Annotated in this window: 16 protein-coding genes; 9 read left to right on the top strand and 7 right to left on the bottom strand. The window is 65.3% G+C overall.

The window, feature by feature from the left end; translation table 11 throughout:
• Nucleotides 1–199: 199 nt before the first annotated feature.
• The 4 genes from CHB90_RS26470 to lgt all read right to left on the bottom strand — a co-directional run bounded on the left by CHB90_RS26470 (nt 200) and on the right by lgt (nt 3215).
• Nucleotides 200–355 carry a hypothetical protein gene (locus tag CHB90_RS26470; protein WP_170940985.1) on the bottom strand — a complete coding sequence of 52 codons (156 nt, stop codon included), beginning with the start codon at nt 353–355 and terminating at the stop codon, nt 200–202.
• Nucleotides 356–475: 120 nt separating this feature from the next.
• The gene (gene pgeF, locus CHB90_RS04850; RefSeq protein ID WP_089276731.1) at nt 476–1231 is read right to left on the bottom strand and encodes a peptidoglycan editing factor PgeF; all 756 of its coding nucleotides are present in this window, start codon (nt 1229–1231) and stop codon (nt 476–478) included.
• The gene (locus CHB90_RS04845; protein WP_089276819.1) at nt 1228–2247 is read right to left on the bottom strand and encodes a class I SAM-dependent methyltransferase; all 1020 of its coding nucleotides are present in this window, start codon (nt 2245–2247) and stop codon (nt 1228–1230) included. The genes pgeF and CHB90_RS04845 overlap by 4 nt, the downstream gene beginning before the upstream one ends.
• A 50-nt stretch (nt 2248–2297) precedes the next feature.
• Nucleotides 2298–3215, bottom strand: a complete 918-nt coding sequence (gene lgt, locus CHB90_RS04840) for a prolipoprotein diacylglyceryl transferase (RefSeq protein WP_089276730.1) — start codon at nt 3213–3215, stop codon at nt 2298–2300.
• Between the two features lie 94 nt (nt 3216–3309).
• On the opposite strand from lgt, the gene CHB90_RS04835 reads away from it, so the two are divergent.
• The 3 genes from CHB90_RS04835 (at nt 3310) to xylA (ending at nt 6622) form a co-directional block, all read left to right on the top strand.
• A complete protein-coding gene (locus tag CHB90_RS04835) occupies nt 3310–3549 on the top strand; it encodes an accessory factor UbiK family protein (RefSeq protein ID WP_089276729.1) in 240 nt (79 codons plus the stop codon).
• A gap of 317 nt (nt 3550–3866) precedes the next feature.
• Nucleotides 3867–5318, top strand: a complete 1452-nt coding sequence (gene xylB / locus CHB90_RS04830) for a xylulokinase (RefSeq protein ID WP_089276728.1) — start codon at nt 3867–3869, stop codon at nt 5316–5318.
• Nucleotides 5315–6622, top strand: a complete 1308-nt coding sequence (xylA, locus tag CHB90_RS04825) for a xylose isomerase (protein ID WP_089276727.1) — start codon at nt 5315–5317, stop codon at nt 6620–6622. The genes xylB and xylA overlap by 4 nt, the downstream gene beginning before the upstream one ends.
• Before the next feature lie 49 nt (nt 6623–6671).
• Here xylA and CHB90_RS04820 read toward each other — a convergent pair whose 3' ends face one another.
• Together CHB90_RS04820 and CHB90_RS04815 are read right to left on the bottom strand one after the other, a co-directional pair.
• A complete protein-coding gene (locus tag CHB90_RS04820) occupies nt 6672–7481 on the bottom strand; it encodes a transglutaminase-like domain-containing protein (RefSeq protein ID WP_089276726.1) in 810 nt (269 codons plus the stop codon).
• 173 nt (nt 7482–7654) lie between these two features.
• Nucleotides 7655–8359: a CDP-alcohol phosphatidyltransferase family protein gene (locus CHB90_RS04815; RefSeq protein WP_089276725.1), complete on the bottom strand. Its 705-nt coding sequence runs from the start codon at nt 8357–8359 to the stop codon at nt 7655–7657.
• 117 nt (nt 8360–8476) lie between these two features.
• Here CHB90_RS04815 and CHB90_RS04810 point away from each other — a divergent pair, with 117 nt between their 5' ends.
• Nucleotides 8477–9850 (top strand): trypsin-like peptidase domain-containing protein, encoded by a 1374-nt coding sequence (locus CHB90_RS04810; RefSeq protein WP_089276724.1) that lies wholly within the window; start codon nt 8477–8479, stop codon nt 9848–9850.
• Between the two features lie 4 nt (nt 9851–9854).
• Entirely contained in the window at nt 9855–11183 is a 1329-nt protein-coding gene (locus CHB90_RS04805; protein ID WP_089276723.1) for a replication-associated recombination protein A, read from the top strand.
• Between the two features lie 65 nt (nt 11184–11248).
• On the opposite strand, the gene CHB90_RS04800 is transcribed toward CHB90_RS04805, so the two are convergent.
• Nucleotides 11249–12055 (bottom strand): alpha/beta fold hydrolase, encoded by an 807-nt coding sequence (locus tag CHB90_RS04800; RefSeq protein WP_170940983.1) that lies wholly within the window; start codon nt 12053–12055, stop codon nt 11249–11251.
• A gap of 129 nt (nt 12056–12184) precedes the next feature.
• On the opposite strand from CHB90_RS04800, the gene crcB reads away from it, so the two are divergent.
• Genes crcB through CHB90_RS04780 form a run of 4 tightly spaced genes read left to right on the top strand, consistent with a single transcriptional unit; the run spans nt 12185 to nt 14980 of the window.
• Nucleotides 12185–12559, top strand: coding sequence for a fluoride efflux transporter CrcB (gene crcB / locus CHB90_RS04795; protein WP_089276818.1), 375 nt, complete (start codon nt 12185–12187; stop codon nt 12557–12559).
• On the top strand, nt 12556–13602 hold the full coding sequence (locus CHB90_RS04790; RefSeq protein WP_089276721.1) for an RluA family pseudouridine synthase: 1047 nt from the start codon (nt 12556–12558) through the stop codon (nt 13600–13602). The genes crcB and CHB90_RS04790 overlap by 4 nt, the downstream gene beginning before the upstream one ends.
• The gene (locus CHB90_RS04785; RefSeq protein WP_089276720.1) at nt 13599–14273 is read left to right on the top strand and encodes an HAD-IA family hydrolase; all 675 of its coding nucleotides are present in this window, start codon (nt 13599–13601) and stop codon (nt 14271–14273) included. Before CHB90_RS04790 ends, CHB90_RS04785 begins: the two co-directional genes overlap by 4 nt.
• A complete protein-coding gene (locus CHB90_RS04780) occupies nt 14270–14980 on the top strand; it encodes an ATP12 family chaperone protein (protein WP_089276719.1) in 711 nt (236 codons plus the stop codon). Before CHB90_RS04785 ends, CHB90_RS04780 begins: the two co-directional genes overlap by 4 nt.
• The last annotated feature ends 64 nt before the right edge of the window (nt 14981–15044 follow it).

The raw sequence follows: 15044 nt of genomic DNA, 5'->3' as shown, positions 1-15044 counted from the left end.
TTCGCGTGACAATGCGGCAGCCTGTGCGGGATTGTCGGGCACGCAGGGACGATTCCGCCACATTCACCGGCAAGTTGTGGCGAATCTCTGGCTTTGGACTTTGGTGTCGTTCGTGTCGTGGGGCAAGGCGCTGGTGCAGCGCCTCGCCGGGGAGTGGCGGGGGGAGTGGCCGGGGAGTGAAGGGCGGCGGTGCCGCGCCTCAGGCGCGTTTTGCGGTTTTCGGCTGGGATTGTGCGGCATCCGTGCGGCGGGCGATCATCTGCGCGCGCGGTGCGCCGCGTTCAAACGGCAGGCAGGGTGCGCCCGATTTGGCGGTGGCGATGATGGATGCGACAAAGCGGCGTTGCGGTTTCATGGGGGCTCCTCTTACCTTAACCGACGGGCTGTCCATACAAATCGCAGCGAATTGCGGCAGTATTGGGACAATGCCGTGTGGAAAGGCGGATTGTTTCCCAAGGGCAGGCTGACGCGGTCGCTAGAGCCGAATGACAGAGATCAGCCGGCCATAATCCGCCTCACGCGCGTGAGTGGCGCGGCGGTAGGAGTAGAACAAATCCGGGTCGGAATAGGTGCAGTGGCGTGTCCATTCCGCCTCTACCCCGGCCTCACGCAGGCGGTGCAGCCCGTAGGCGGGCAGGTCGAACATCATCCGGTCGTCTGATCCGCCCGCGAAAAAGCGCGTGTTGGCGGGATCTTCGGCGACGAAATCCTCAAAGAACTCGGGGCCGACCTCATAGGCGCGTTGGCTGATCGTGGGGCCGATGACGGCGCGGATGCCGTCGCGGGTGGCGCCAAGGGTCACCATCGCGTCAATCGTCGCCTCCAGCACCCCGTCGCGCGCGCCGCGCCATCCCGCATGGGCTGCGCCGACAACGCCTGCGTCGGGATCGGCAAACAGCACCGGCTGGCAATCGGCGGTCAGCACTCCCAGCGCCACACCTGGCGTCGCGCTGACCAGCGCGTCCGCCTTGGGGCGCGGATCGGGCAGCGGGCCATCCACGGTGATGGCGTCAGCGGAATGCACCTGGTGGACGGTTGCCAGCTGGTCTGGCACGACCTCGACCGCGTCGGCCACGCGGGCGCGGTTGATCGCGACGATTTCGCTCTGGTCGGTCGATCCCGTGCCGCAGTTCAGCCCGGCAAAGATGCCCGACGACGCGCCGCCCTTGCGGGTAAAGAACCCGTGGCGGAACGGTGCGAGGCTGTTCGAGGTGATGATCTCGAGCGTCATGGCGTGGGGCGCAGCTCCAGTCCGGGGGGTGGCGGGGCACCCTGCGGCAGCAGGGCGAGTGTCTTGAACAGTGATCCCATTTCGTCCGGGTGCGTCAACCGGCGATGTGCGGCAATGTGGCTGTCGAGCGCCGCGCCGCTGAGCGATTTGGCCAGTGCCTGCGCCCGCTGGGTGATGCCGAGGCGTTCCAGAAAGACGCCCTGCGGGGTCAGTAGCGTGTGTGCACCGGGGGTGGCGGCGCGGGCGAGTGCCTCAAAATCCACATGGGTGGTCAGGTCCGATTCGCCCGGCAGCGCAAAGGGATCGACGGGCGCGTGGCCCTTGAGCGCCTGTATTGTATCGCCGAGGGATCGCCAGTCGCCATAGTCAATCAGCAGGGCGATGCCGCCCTGTGTCGCGATGCGCGCGCCAAGGACGGCGGCGATGGCCTGACCGGGGGCGCAGGTTTCGACAAGGTCGCCGTCTTTGGTGTCGTCCTGCCGGTGGATCAGACCGGGTTGCGGTGCCGGGGCGGCAAGACCCAGCACGAGGTGATCGTCGTGCAGGCCGACCACGCGCTCGCGCCAGTCCTCACCGTCGCGTTGGAACTGGCGGACCGGCAGGGCGTCGAAAAATTCGTTGGCGACAAGGTACAGCGGGCCGTCGGGCAGGGTCTGGACCGCGTCGTGCCAAGTGGCCTGTGGCAGGCGTTTGGCCTGTTCGGCGCGCAGGCTGGGCGAGGTTTCGACCAGATGCAGGCGGGCGGCGGCGTGAAAGCCGGGGACGCGGGCGGTGGCGCGCAGGATGTCGGCCATCAGCGTGCCGCGCCCCGGTCCCAGTTCCGCCAGTATAAAAGGCGTGGGCGCGCCCTGATCCAGCCAGCTTTGCGCCAGCGACAGGCCCAGCACTTCACCGAACATCTGGCTGATTTCGGGCGCGGTGGTGAAATCGCCCCCTGCGCCCAGCGGGTCACGGGTGCTGTAATAGCCGTGCTGCGGGTGCATCAGGCAGGCCGCCATGTAGTCGGCCAGCGTCATCGGCCCGGTGGTTGCAATCTGGCGGGCGAGGATATCGGCGAGCGGCGTGGTCACGTTGTCTGGTCGGCCCCGGCGGGGGCGTTGCGGGCGCGCCGCAGGGCGAACCGGATCGCCAGCGCGCCGCCTGCGATCATCGGCAGGGTCAGCAACTGGCCCATGGTCAGGCCATAGCCGTTCACATGAAGGGCAAGGCCCAGCGGGTTGCCGACCGCCTGGAATTGTGCGTCGGGCTGGCGGAAAAACTCGACGATGAACCGACCGATGCCGTAGCCCATGAAAAATGTCCCCGCGACCGCGCCGGGGCGTTTCAGCCATCCGCGATGCACCATCACCAGCAGGATGATCAGCAGCAAAAGCCCCTCCAGCGTCGCCTCGTAGAGTTGCGAGGGGTGGCGGGCGCAAAGCTCTCCCAGCGGTTGGCCGCAATCCTGCGCCATTTGGCCGGGAAAGATCACCGCCCAAGGCAGGTCCGAGGGGCGGCCCCAAAGCTCGGCATTGATGAAATTGGCGATACGGCCCAGCAGCAGGCCCACGGGTGTGGCCAGCGCCAGCATGTCCGCAGCAGAGGCCTGCGGCACCTTGTTGCGCGCGCAGAAGATCCAGACCGCAAAGACCACGCCCAGCAGCCCGCCGTGAAAGGCCATGCCGCCCTGCCAGATCATCGGGATTTCTAGCGGGTTGGCCACGTAATAGCCGGGCATGTAGAAGAAAACGAAACCCAGTCGCCCGCCAAGGATGATTCCAAGGATGACCCATGTCAGCAGATCCTCGATCTGGCGCGGGGTCATGGGCGGGGTGTCATTGGCCCACAGATGGGCGCGCTTGACCGTCCAGACGGCCAGCCGCCAGCCGATCAGGATGCCCGCGATATAGGCCAGCGCGTACCAGCGTAGCGCAAATTCAAAGCCGAAGAGCGCGATTGAAAAGACCTCGGATGAGAGGTCGGGGAAAGGGATCACTGCCTGCATGCGTCCTGTTGCCTCTTGTGTGGCGGCAAAGTCAACCTTGAGGGTTGCGCCTTGGGGGACCATATATGAACGGAATGCAACGGCGGAGTGACCCATGCAAACGCGTAACAAGGTTTTCGAGGATCTGAGCCAGCTGATGACCAACGCCATGGGCGTGGCGCAGGGGGCCAAGGACGAGGCAGAGACCGCGATGAAGTCGTTGGTGGACCGCTGGCTGGCGGATCGCGATTTTGTGACCCGCGAAGAGTTCGACGCGGTGCGCGCCATGGCGCAGAAGGCGCGCGAAGAGAACGAGGCGTTGAAGGCGCGGCTGGACGCGCTGGACAAGGGCTGAGGCCTGATTGTCCGGGGCATCGGGCGGAAGACTGCGCCCGGGTCGACGGACATTGTTTATTGCGTCCGGGTCGACGGACTTTGATTTTGCGTCCGGTTCGACGGACGACGCTGGTCCCGGCCTTTGGCCGGAACGACGCCCCGCCCGCCGTCCCTTGGCCGTTGCGCCTTTGGCCAGCGGTGATGGAAAACTCTCAGAAATCTGAAAGCGGCCCGTGACGCTTGCAACGATGCAAGGTTGCGGGTTTTTTCGTGCCGGCGATTTGACACTCTGCCCTCATGTTGGTTCTCGTGAACGTCAGCAATGGAGGGATGGTTATGTTTGTCGGTCTGGATCTGGGGACCTCGGGGCTGCGCGCCCTGCTGATCGATGGCGCGGGCGTGCCGCTGGGCAGCGCACAGCGGGCCTATGCGCCGGTTCACCCGCATCCCGGCTGGTCCGAGCAAGATCCGGCGGATTGGGTGGCGGCGGTAGATGCCGCACTGGTTGAATTGGCCGCCGCGCATCCGCAGGCCATTGCACAGGTGCGTGGCATCGGCGTGTCCGGCCATATGCACGGCGCGACCTTGCTGGATGACAGCGGTGCGGTGCTGCGACCCTGTATCCTGTGGAACGACACCCGCAGCGCGGTTGAGGCCGCAGAGCTAGACGCCACGGACGGGGTGCGGTCGCTGTCTGGCAATATTGTCTTTCCCGGCTTCACGGCCCCGAAATTGCTATGGGTGGCCCGGCATGAGCCGGAGGTGTTTGCCCGTGTCGCCTCTGTCCTGTTGCCGGCGGCCTACATGAACTTTCACCTCACGGGGGCGCGGTTTGCCGACATGTCCGACAGCGCCGGCACTGTCTGGCTGGATGTGGGCGCGCGCGACTGGTCGGCGCGCCTGCTGGAGATGTCGGGAATGTCCGCCGACCAGATGCCGCGCCTTGTCGAGGGATGCGAGGCGGGCGGCACGTTGCGGTCCGATCTGGCGGCGCGCTGGGGCATGCCCGGCGACGTGATCGTGGTCGGCGGGGCGGGGGACAACGCGGCGTCTGCCTGCGGCGTGGGAGCGATGCGCGAGGGCACGGGCTTTGTCTCTTTGGGCACCTCTGGCGTGGTTCTGGCCGGGAGGGACGGCTATGCGCCCTTGCCCGAAAGTGCGGTCCACACGTTCTGCCACGCGGTGCCGGGGCAGTGGTATCAGATGGGCGTCATTCTGGCCGCGACCGACAGTCTGAACTGGCTGTCGCGGGTCACGGGGGCCACACCGGCCGAGTTGTCGCAAGAGGTGGGCGATGCACTGGACGGTCCGGGAGACCTGCGGTTCCTGCCCTATCTGTCCGGCGAACGCACGCCGCACAATGATAGCGACATCCGGGGCGGGTTCCTGAACATAGATGTCGGCACGACGCGGCGCGACATGACGCGCGCGGTGATGGAGGGCGTTGCCTTTGCCCTGCGCGACTGCGCCGAGGCGCTGAAGGCGTCGGGCGCGCGGCTGGACCAGATGCTGGCCATCGGCGGCGGGGCGCAGTCGCGCTATTGGGTCGAATTGCTGGCAACGGTGCTGAACGTGCCTTTGGCGCTGCCCGAAAAGGGTGACTTTGGCGCGGCGCTGGGCGCGGCCCGGCTGGCCATGGTCGGCACAGGCGCGGGCAGTGTCGATGAGGTCATGGCGCCGCCACCAATCCGAGAAACCATCGCGCCAAATGCGGCGCTGACGGCGGCCTATGACGCGGCCTATGCGTCGTGGCATCAGATTTATCCAGCAATGAGGGGGCTGACATGAGCACGGGATTTTTCGACGGCATCGCGCCGATCCGCTATGAGGGACCGGACAGCGACACCCCGCTGGCCTATCACCACTACAATCCGGACGAAGTGGTCATGGGCAAGCGGATGGAAGATCACCTGCGCTTTGCCGTAGCGTGGTGGCATTCGTTTGCCTGGGAGGGCGGAGATCCCTTTGGCGGGCAGACCTTTGTCCGGCCCTGGCACCCGCAGGACGACATGGGACGCGCCAAGCAAAAGGCAGATGTGGCGTTCGAGATGTTCGATCTGCTGGGCCAGCCGTTCTATTGCTGGCACGACGCCGATATTCGGCCCGAACAGGGCAACTATGCCGACAACCTTTCGACGCTGGAAGAGATCACCGACTATATCGGGACCAAGCAGGAGGCGTCGAAGACGCGGCTGCTTTGGGGCACGGCGAACCTGTTTTCGCACCGGCGCTGGATGTCCGGGGCGGCGACAAACCCGGACCCGGAGGTTTTTGCCTTCGCCGCGGCCACGGTAAAGGGCTGCATCGACGCCACGCAGAAACTTGGCGGGCAGAACTACGTCCTTTGGGGCGGGCGTGAGGGCTATGAAACGCTGCTAAACACCGATCTCGGGCGCGAGGCCGACAACATGGCGCGCTTTTTGTCGATGGTGGTCGACTACAAGCACAAGATCGGTTTTGACGGCGCGATCCTGCTGGAGCCGAAACCGCAGGAGCCGTCAAAACACCAGTATGACTATGACGTGGCGACCTGTATCGGCTTCCTGCGCAAGTACGGCCTGGAAGGTGAGATCAAGCTGAACCTCGAACAGGGGCACGCGATCCTTGCGGGGCATTCGTTCGAACACGAATTGGCGCTGGCGGCCTCCGAGGGAATGCTGGGGTCGATCGACATGAATCGAAACGATTACCAGTCCGGCTGGGACACCGACCAGTTTCCCAACAACGTACCCGAGGTGGCGCTGGCCTATTATCATGTGCTGAAGATGGGTGGGTTCACCACCGGGGGCACCAATTTCGACGCCAAGCTGCGGCGCCAGTCGCTGGACGCCGAGGATCTGATTGCGGCCCATGTGGGCGGGATGGATGTCTGCGCGCGGGGCCTCAAGGCGGCGGCGGCCATGCTGGAGGACGGCGGGCTGGAAACGGCGCTGACCGACAGGTATGCGGGCTGGGACGCGCCCGGGGCGCAGGCGATGCTGGACAGCGATCTGGGGGCCATTCAGGCCCGCGTGCTGGCCGAGGGCATCAACCCCGAGCCGCGCTCTGGTCGGCAAGAGCGGTTGGAAAACTGGGTTAACCGCTTTGTCTGACGGTCTTGTCCGAGAGTTTGCCTGAATGGGGGGCGGGGGAAACCCCGCCTTATGCGTCGACCCTGTCGATCCAGACCTCGAACCCGGTCAGTTCGTGCCGTCCGAAACTGTGGACCATGGGCACATCTGCCGCATCGCAGCCGCGTGCGATCAACACCCGGCCAAATCGTGTGTCGTTGTTGCGCGGGTCAAAGGTCCACCACTGGCCGCCCAGGTAGACCTCCATCCAGGCTGCGAAATCCATTGGCCGGATCGGCGTGCTCTGACCGATGTCGCTGACATAGCCGGTGCAATACCGCGTCGGGATGTTCAGCGCCCGGCACAGCGCAACCGCCAGATGGGTGAAATCCCGGCAGACGCCGACCCCCTCGTTGAGGGCCTCGACGGCGGTGCGTGTGGGCCGCGAGTGTTCATAGCCAAACCGGATATGATTATGCACAAAGTCGCAGACCGCCTGCACCCGCGCCCAGCCCAGCGGGGTCTGGCCAAACCGATCCCACGCGAAATCCGACAGCACGTCGCTTTCGCAGTAGCGGCTGGGCAGTAGAAAGCTGAGCTCCCCGCTGGGCAGGTATTCGACCGGAGTCTGGGGGGCATCCAGGTTGACCGGGTCGGACAATCCGGCGTCGAACAGCGCGCCTTCGGTCGAGACGGTCATCGGCCCGGGCGGCGCGACAAGCCGCGTGGCCCAATTGCCGAAACCGTCGCGGTATGCCTCTGTCGGGACGGCAGGATCGGTCCGGAGCAGGTCGGGCCGTTCCAGATCGCTGGCCCGGGAATAATGGACGTTCAGCAAAAAGATCATCGGCGTCGGGGCCGCAACCTCAAAGGAAATCTGGCATCCCAGGCGAAGGTGCATGTGGCGGCTCCTTAAACGCGCCCTGCCTGGCCGCCGGTGCGGGAGCCTTCGGTGCAGAGCCCGTATGTCTTCCCACCCAAACATTTTTTCGCCGACAGTAAAAGGATCGTGACATCGCCCTTGTCCGTGACGTGCTCACAATGCCCAAGGAATAGGCCGTCTGCGTCCGCGCGTCAGGCGCGCGCCGGAATGACCTGTTGCGCGATGCCGGCGAACAACAGGTAGACCGAAGTCACCAACAGCCCCCAATGCGCCCAGCTGGCCGGGTGAAAGTCCACCCAGGCCGCCCATCCGGCAAAGATCGTCCAGGCCAGCGCCACCGGCAGCGACACGGCGCGCCAGCGATCGGTGCGCACCGGGTGAATGAACTTCAACGGCAGGAACATCGCCACCGCCAACAGGGTGACCAGCACCAGGATCACCCAGAATCCGGGTTCGATGGCAAACAGCACCAACACCAGCATGTTCCAGCAGCCGGGAAATCCCTGAAACGAATTGTCCGCTGTCTTCATCCGGTTGTCGGCGAAATACATCGCGCTGGAAAAGGTGATGAGGATGATGGCAAACCACCCGGTCCACCCCGGCAACAGGCCGGATTGAAACAGGGCAAAGGCGGGTATGAAAACGTAGGTGAGATAATCGATGATCAGATCCAATAGCACCCCGTCAAACCGGGGCGCATGGGTCTTGACGTCAAATTTTCGCGCCAACGGCCCATCGACACCGTCCACCGCGAACGCCACCACCAGCCACAGGAACATCAGCGACCATTCTTCCCGCACCGCAGCCAGCATTGCCAGCATGGCAAAAACCGCGCCGGTCGCCGTGAATAGATGGACGGAAAGCGCGCTTGTCTCGGGTTTGATACGGGGCGTCATGGAACCGTCATGGCGCAAATGCGCGAGGGTTGCAATTGTCCCGGCGTGTCGTGCGGCTTGCATCGCGGCGGGGTGGGGGACATATCCTAGGAGTCCGGAGCAAGTCGGAGAGATTTGATGTTCAGAGCATTTGTTTGTTTCCTTTTGCTGGCCCTGCCTGCGGGTGCCGAGGAACCGCGCGTCCCGCAAAGCCCGGCAGAGATTTCACTCAGTTTCGCGCCGCTGGTGAAACAGGCAGCGCCCGGCGTGGTCAACATTTACGCCCGTCGGATCGTCGACGCGCGCAGCCCGTTTGCCGACGACCCGGTCTTTGGCAATCTCTTCCGCGAGTTTCAGTCGCGCCCGAGGGTGCAGAACTCGCTGGGGTCGGGAGTGATCCTGTCGGCGGATGGGATCGTGGTGACAAACTATCACGTCGTCGGGCAGGCGACCGACATTCACGTCGTCCTGAACGACCGGCGTGAATACGACGCCGAGATACTGCTGGCGGATGAGGAATCCGACCTTGCCATCATGCGGCTGGCCGGGGCCAGCGACATGCCGCACCTGACGCTGCGCGACAGTGACACGGTTGAGGTAGGCGAACTGGTGCTGGCCATCGGCAACCCCTTTGGGGTGGGTCAGACCGTGTCCTCGGGGATTGTGTCGGGTCTGGCGCGGTCGGGCACGGCCACCGGCAATGCGCGCGGCTATTTCATCCAGACCGATGCGCCGATCAATCCGGGCAACTCGGGCGGGGCGCTGATCGACGTGGCGGGGCGGCTGATCGGGGTGAACACCTCAATCCTGACGCGCTCTGGCGGGTCCAACGGCATCGGCTTTGCCATTCCTTCCGCGTTGGTCGCGCAGTTCGTCGAACAGGCGCAGGACGGCCACCGCCGGTTTCAACGGCCCTGGGCGGGTATGGTTGGTCAGCCGGTGAACGCCGAACTGTCCGACAGCCTGGGCCTCACGGTGCCAGGCGGGGTGGTGATCGCCGAACTGCGCCCCGGCAGCCCTTTTGACGCGGCCGGACTGCGGGTGGGTGACGTGGTGGTGCGGGTTGATCGCGCGCCGGTGAACACACCGGCCGAAATGCTGTTCCGCATGTCGGTACGCGGCATCGGTCGCGCGGCAGAGGTCATCTATATCCGGCAGGGTCAGGAAAAGATCGCACTGGTCGACATGATCGCCCCGCCCGAGTCGCCGCCGCGCGACACTGTCGATCTGGGAGAGTTGAGCATGCTGCCCGGCCTTCGGCTGGCACGGACAAACCCGGCAGTGATCGCGGAACTGGGTCTGCCGCATGACGCTGACGGCGTGGTGGTGCTGGATCCCGGTCCCTACGGCAGCCAGGTCGGCCTGCTGACCGGTGACCGGGTGCTGGGCATCAACGGACGCCGAATCGACGCGCCGCGCGATGTCGACCAGATGCTGCGCGGCGGTGGCGGGCGGATACAGATTGAGGTGCTGCGCGGCAATCGCCGCCTTCTTCTGCGGTTCCGGGCCTGAGCGGTTGGCCGATCTCTTCGATACACCGGGCGCCGAAGCCGAGGCACAGGCACGGGCTGACACCGCGCCGCGCCCGCTCGCGGACCGACTGCGCCCAAAGACGCTGGCCGAGGTGATTGGCCAGCGTCAGGTGCTGGGGCCAGAGGCGCCGCTGGGCGTCATGCTGGCCGCGGGCACTTTAGGGTCGATTGTCTTCTGGGGTCCTCCGGGGGTCGGCAAGACCACCATCGCGCGGCTGCTGGCCGATGCCACCGATCTGTTTTTTGTCCAGATCAGCGCGATCTTTTCCGGCGTGCCGGAACTGCGCAAGGTCTTTGAGGCGGCCAAACAGCGCCGCCGCACCGGACAAGGCACGCTGCTCTTCGTCGATGAAATCCACCGCTTCAACAAGGCGCAACAGGACAGCTTTCTGCCCCATATGGAGGACGGGACAATCCTGCTGGTGGGGGCGACCACCGAAAACCCCTCGTTCGAACTGAACGCCGCCTTGCTCAGCCGCGCGCAAGTGCTGGTGCTGGAACGGCTGGGGTCCGAAGATCTTGAGGCGCTGGTGGCGCGGGCCGAGGCTGCGCTGGACCGCACGCTGCCGCTGGAACCGGGCGCGCGTGCGGCGCTGCTGGATATGGCTGACGGGGACGGCCGGGCGCTGCTGAACCTTGTCGAACAGGTCACCTCGTGGCGGCTGGACGCGCCCCTCGACGTCAACGGCCTGAAAACCCGGTTGATGAAACGCGCCGCCGTCTATGACAAATCCGGCGACGGGCATTACAACCTGATCTCGGCGCTGCACAAATCGGTGCGCGGCTCCGATCCCGATGCCGCGCTCTACTGGTACGCGCGGATGCTGGAGGCGGGCGAAGACCCGCGATACCTTGCCCGCCGCATCACCCGCATGGCAGTTGAGGACATCGCCCTGGCCGATCCACAGGCACAGGCGGTCTGCCTGCAAAGTTGGGAAACCTATGAACGCCTCGGTTCTCCCGAAGGGGAACTGGCCATCGCACAGGCGCTGGTCTACATCGCGCTCGCCCCGAAATCCAACGCCGCCTATACCGCCTACAAGGCAGCGCGCCGCGCCGCCAAAGAAACCGGCAGCCTGATGCCCCCCAAGCACATCCTGAACGCCCCCACCGGCCTGATGAAGGATCAGGGCTACGGCAAGGGCTATGCCTATGACCACGACGCCAAGGACGGCTTTTCCGGCCAGAACTATTTTCCTGACGACATGGACCGCGCCACCTTCTACGACCCGGTCGAACGCGGCTTTGAACGTGACCTGCGCAAGCGCGTCGACTATTTCGCCCGCCTGCGCAGCCAAAGAGCTGAAGACTGACGCCCCGGCTTCTTTTCTGCGAAAATACCCCCGGGGGTCTGGGGGCAGCGCCCCCATTCCCTTCGTCACGCGGGCCCCGGCCATCCATGTCTCAATCGCGCCAGCCAGTCCCGCATCAGGGCCTGCAACAGCGCGGGCCGCTCAAAAGCCAAGCCATGGCCCGCGGCATCCAGTACGGCCAGCGTGGCGCGGGGAAACTGCTCTGTCAGGTCCATGGCATCGCGGTAGCCTGACAGGCTGTCCTGACGCCCCGCGACAATCAGGCTCGGCCCGTCAAAGACCGTCGCTTCGCCGCGCTGGTGAAACCCGAAATCGAAGTTGGCCATGACCCGGCGCTCCTGCGCCTCATCCCATAGCGCGCGGGCGGGGCCGACGGTGCGGCGGGCTCTTTCAAGGATGTCGCGCCGCTGTACCACCATGAAATTCTCGAACCGCCAGACATCTTCCGGGGCAAGTTCGGCTTCCATCGAGGGGTCCGGCTCTATCACCTGATGCCGGGGCAGGCGGGAAGGGTCTGCCGAGGGGTTGCCGCCCGGCAAGAGCAGGGCCGCGCCGGCGATCCTCTGTGGCCGCAGATGCACCATGCCGCGGGCGATATAGCTGCCGCGCGACAATCCGACGACACCAAAGCGCGCTCCGGGCAGCCGCTCGTCGACGAATGCCAGCACTGCGGCCAACAAGTCATCCTGACTGCGGATGTCATCGCGTGCAGGGCTTTGCCCGTAGCCCGGCATATCCGGATAGATCCGCTCCCACCCGTCCAGCCCGTCAAAGACAGGCTCGATCGCCTCGACCATGTAGCGATGATCCAACGGGGTGCCATGCAGGATCAGCAGGGGCAGGCCCTCTCCCATGGTGACATGATGCAACACGGCTTGTTCCCTCGTGTGGCTTTTGCGGCGTGTGCGCATGTCGGGTATAGCATGGAACGTCAGGTCCCGCAGGCCCGCAAACCGGTACGCCGCTTGACTTCCGCACGCCACACCGCCATGTCCGCGCGCATGGCACCCATTCTGCAAGTCGCCCTTGGCGGCGCCCTCGGCGCATCCGCCCGTTACCTGACCGGGATCGCGGCTGCGCGCCTGCTGGGCAAGGGGTTTCCCTGGGGCACGTTGACGGTGAATATCCTTGGTTCTTTCCTCATGGGGGTGCTCGTCGTGGCGCTGCTGCATCTTTCCGCCAACCGTTTTGCGCCGCTCCTGATGACCGGCCTGCTGGGCGGCTTCACCACGTTTTCGGCGTTTTCGCTGGACGCGGTCACGCTGTATGAACGCGGGCAGGTCGGGGTGGCTGCGGGCTATGTCGCGGCCTCTGTTGTCCTGTCCATTGCCGCCCTGTTTGCCGGGCTGGCGCTAGCGCGGAGTGTCACCACATGAGCCGGGTACAAACTGTCACTGTGGGGCCGGGGGACGGCGATCAGCGCCTTGACCGCTGGTTCAAGCGTCATTTCCCGCATGTCGCCCAGGGCCGCATCGAAAAGATGTGCCGCAAGGGTGAGGTGCGGGTGGATGGCGCGCGGGCCAAGGCCTCGACCCGGGTCGAGGTCGGCCAGCAGGTGCGCATCCCGCCGCTGCCCGAACCGGGCGAGGTCGAAAGCGCCCCGGTCAAGCCCCGGGTGTCCGATCAGGATGCAGAGCTGATCCAGTCCTGCGTGATCTACCGCGACGACCACCTGATCGTGATCAACAAGCCGCCCGGTCTGGCGACGCAGGGCGGCAGCAAGCAGACCCGCCATGTCGACGGCCTGTCAGAGGCGCTGAAGTTCGGCTTTGACGAAAAGCCGCGTCTTGTGCACCGGCTGGACAAGGATACCTCTGGCGTTCTGGTTCTGGCCCGCACCCGTGAGGCGGCCAAGGCGCTGACCGACGCGATCCGGCACAAGCTGACGCGCAAGATCTACTGGGCGCTCGTCGCCGGTGTGCCGGTGCCCTATCTGGGAGAGATCCGCTATGGTCTGGTCAAGGCGCCGGGCCACGGCCACCACGGCGAGGGCGAAAAGATGCTCTGCGTCCACCCGCGCGACATGAATTCGACCGAGGGCGCCAAGCGGGCGCATACGCTGTATGCCACGCTCTACCGGGTCGCCAGTCGCGCCTCATGGGTCGCGCTGGAGCCTCTGACCGGGCGCACGCACCAGTTGCGCGCGCATATGGCAGAGATTGGGCACCCGATCATCGGGGATGGCAAATACGGTGGCTCTGGTCAGGAAAACCTTGGCGATGGCTGGGGCGCGCAACTGGGCGGGGACATCTCGCGCAAGCTGCACCTGCACGCGCGCTCGATGAGCTTCAAACACCCCTTTACCGGCAAGCCGCTGACCGTGACCGCCCCGCTGCCCACGCACATGGCGCACAGCTGGGACACGCTGGGCTGGGAAGAGAGTTTTGCCGCGGATGACCCGTTCGAGGAACTGCAATGACCCTGCGGCTGGTGATCTTTGACGTCGACGGCACGCTGGTCGACAGCCAGGGCGATATTCTGGGTGCGATGAGCGCGGCCTATGCCTCGGAGGGGATGGAACGCCCATCGCGTGAGGCCATCCTGTCCATCGTCGGCCTGTCCCTGCCACAGGCATTTTCCGTGCTGGCCCCCGATCTGGGTGCGGTGCAACGCACGCGGCTGGTCGAGGGGTACAAGGACGCCTACGCCGGTCTTCGCATGACCGGCGGGCCAGAGGCGTCACCGCTGTATCCCGGAATTCCGGCGCTGCTGGACAGGCTGTCGGCGCGTGACGACGTGTTGCTGGGGATCGCAACGGGCAAATCGCGGCGCGGGTTGACGGCGCTGTTGGAAAGCCAAGGCCTGACACAGCTTTTCGTCACCCGGCAATGCGCCGACGGCAACCCGTCGAAACCGCATCCCGCCATGCTGTATACCGCGATCGAAGAGGCCGGGGTTGAGGCGGAACATGCGATGATGATCGGTGACACCAGCTATGACATGGAAATGGCGCGCGCCGCCGGGATCGCCCGGATCGGCGTGACTTGGGGTTATCACCCGCGTGAGGCGCTGGTAGATGCGCAGCATGTCGTCGATGACGCCGCCGCGCTGGAGCGTGCCATCGGGAACATCCTGGGAGAGATGTCATGAGCGAATGGGCCCCCAAGCGGTTCTGGCAAAATGCCGAGGTGGCGCAGGCCGATCTCGGCTATGCGGTCACGCTGGACGGGCGCGGCGTCAAGACGCCCGCCAAGACGCCGCTGGTGGTGCCGACAGAGGCGCTAGCGCGCGAGATCGCCGCCGAATGGGAAGCACAGCAGGACCGTGTGAACCCGGCCACCATGCCCTTTACCCGAATGGCGAATTCCGCGCTGGACAAGGTCGCGCCGCAGCATGCGGCCGTGGCCGATATGTTGGCCGCCTACGGCGACAGCGATTTGTTGTGTTACCGCGCTGGTAGTCCGGCGAGTTTGGTGGACCGGCAGAAGGCGGGATGGGATCCCCTGCTGGACTGGGCAGAGGCGGCCTATGGCGCACGGCTAATGCCGGTTGTCGGTGTGATGCATCGCCCACAAGACCCCGGCGCGCTGGCCCGCCTGACGGCGCAGGTCCATGGCCAGTCCGCCTTTGCGCTGGCGGCCTTTCATGACCTCGTCTCCATGTCCGGGTCATTGGTGCTGGCGCTGGCGGTGATCCGGGGTGAACGCGATCCCGCAGCGGCCTGGGCGCTGTCGCGGATCGACGAGACCTGGCAGGAAGAGCAATGGGGCGTCGATGAAGACGCTGCGGCACTTGCCCAAAGAAAAAGCGGTGAGTTTCAACACGCGGCGGTTTTTCACTCGATGTCGGAGGGTTAGGCAGTGTCGCGCCGTTTGCCCCCACGCACGTCTGATTGGCATCCTTGCTTGACCTTTGGGCGGG

The organism is Antarctobacter heliothermus, from assembly GCF_900188425.1.
GTDB classification, from domain to species: Bacteria; Pseudomonadota; Alphaproteobacteria; order Rhodobacterales; family Rhodobacteraceae; genus Antarctobacter; species Antarctobacter heliothermus.
This window is presented reverse-complemented; position numbering and strand designations above follow the sequence as displayed.

Excerpts from the sequence above, each read along its gene's own strand:
- CHB90_RS26470 (WP_170940985.1), bottom strand. The coding sequence starts at position 355 with ATGAAACCGCAACGCCGCTTTGTCGCATCCATCATCGCCACCGCCAAA.
- pgeF (WP_089276731.1), bottom strand. The coding sequence starts at position 1,231 with ATGACGCTCGAGATCATCACCTCGAACAGCCTCGCACCGTTCCGCCAC.
- CHB90_RS04845 (WP_089276819.1), bottom strand. The coding sequence starts at position 2,247 with ATGACGCTGGCCGACTACATGGCGGCCTGCCTGATGCACCCGCAGCAC.
- lgt (WP_089276730.1), bottom strand. The coding sequence starts at position 3,215 with ATGCAGGCAGTGATCCCTTTCCCCGACCTCTCATCCGAGGTCTTTTCA.
- CHB90_RS04835 (WP_089276729.1), top strand. The coding sequence starts at position 3,310 with ATGCAAACGCGTAACAAGGTTTTCGAGGATCTGAGCCAGCTGATGACC.
- xylB (WP_089276728.1), top strand. The coding sequence starts at position 3,867 with ATGTTTGTCGGTCTGGATCTGGGGACCTCGGGGCTGCGCGCCCTGCTG.
- xylA (WP_089276727.1), top strand. The coding sequence starts at position 5,315 with ATGAGCACGGGATTTTTCGACGGCATCGCGCCGATCCGCTATGAGGGA.
- CHB90_RS04820 (WP_089276726.1), bottom strand. The coding sequence starts at position 7,481 with ATGCACCTTCGCCTGGGATGCCAGATTTCCTTTGAGGTTGCGGCCCCG.
- CHB90_RS04815 (WP_089276725.1), bottom strand. The coding sequence starts at position 8,359 with ATGACGCCCCGTATCAAACCCGAGACAAGCGCGCTTTCCGTCCATCTA.
- CHB90_RS04810 (WP_089276724.1), top strand. The coding sequence starts at position 8,477 with ATGTTCAGAGCATTTGTTTGTTTCCTTTTGCTGGCCCTGCCTGCGGGT.
- crcB (WP_089276818.1), top strand. The coding sequence starts at position 12,185 with ATGGCACCCATTCTGCAAGTCGCCCTTGGCGGCGCCCTCGGCGCATCC.
- CHB90_RS04790 (WP_089276721.1), top strand. The coding sequence starts at position 12,556 with ATGAGCCGGGTACAAACTGTCACTGTGGGGCCGGGGGACGGCGATCAG.
- CHB90_RS04785 (WP_089276720.1), top strand. The coding sequence starts at position 13,599 with ATGACCCTGCGGCTGGTGATCTTTGACGTCGACGGCACGCTGGTCGAC.
- CHB90_RS04780 (WP_089276719.1), top strand. The coding sequence starts at position 14,270 with ATGAGCGAATGGGCCCCCAAGCGGTTCTGGCAAAATGCCGAGGTGGCG.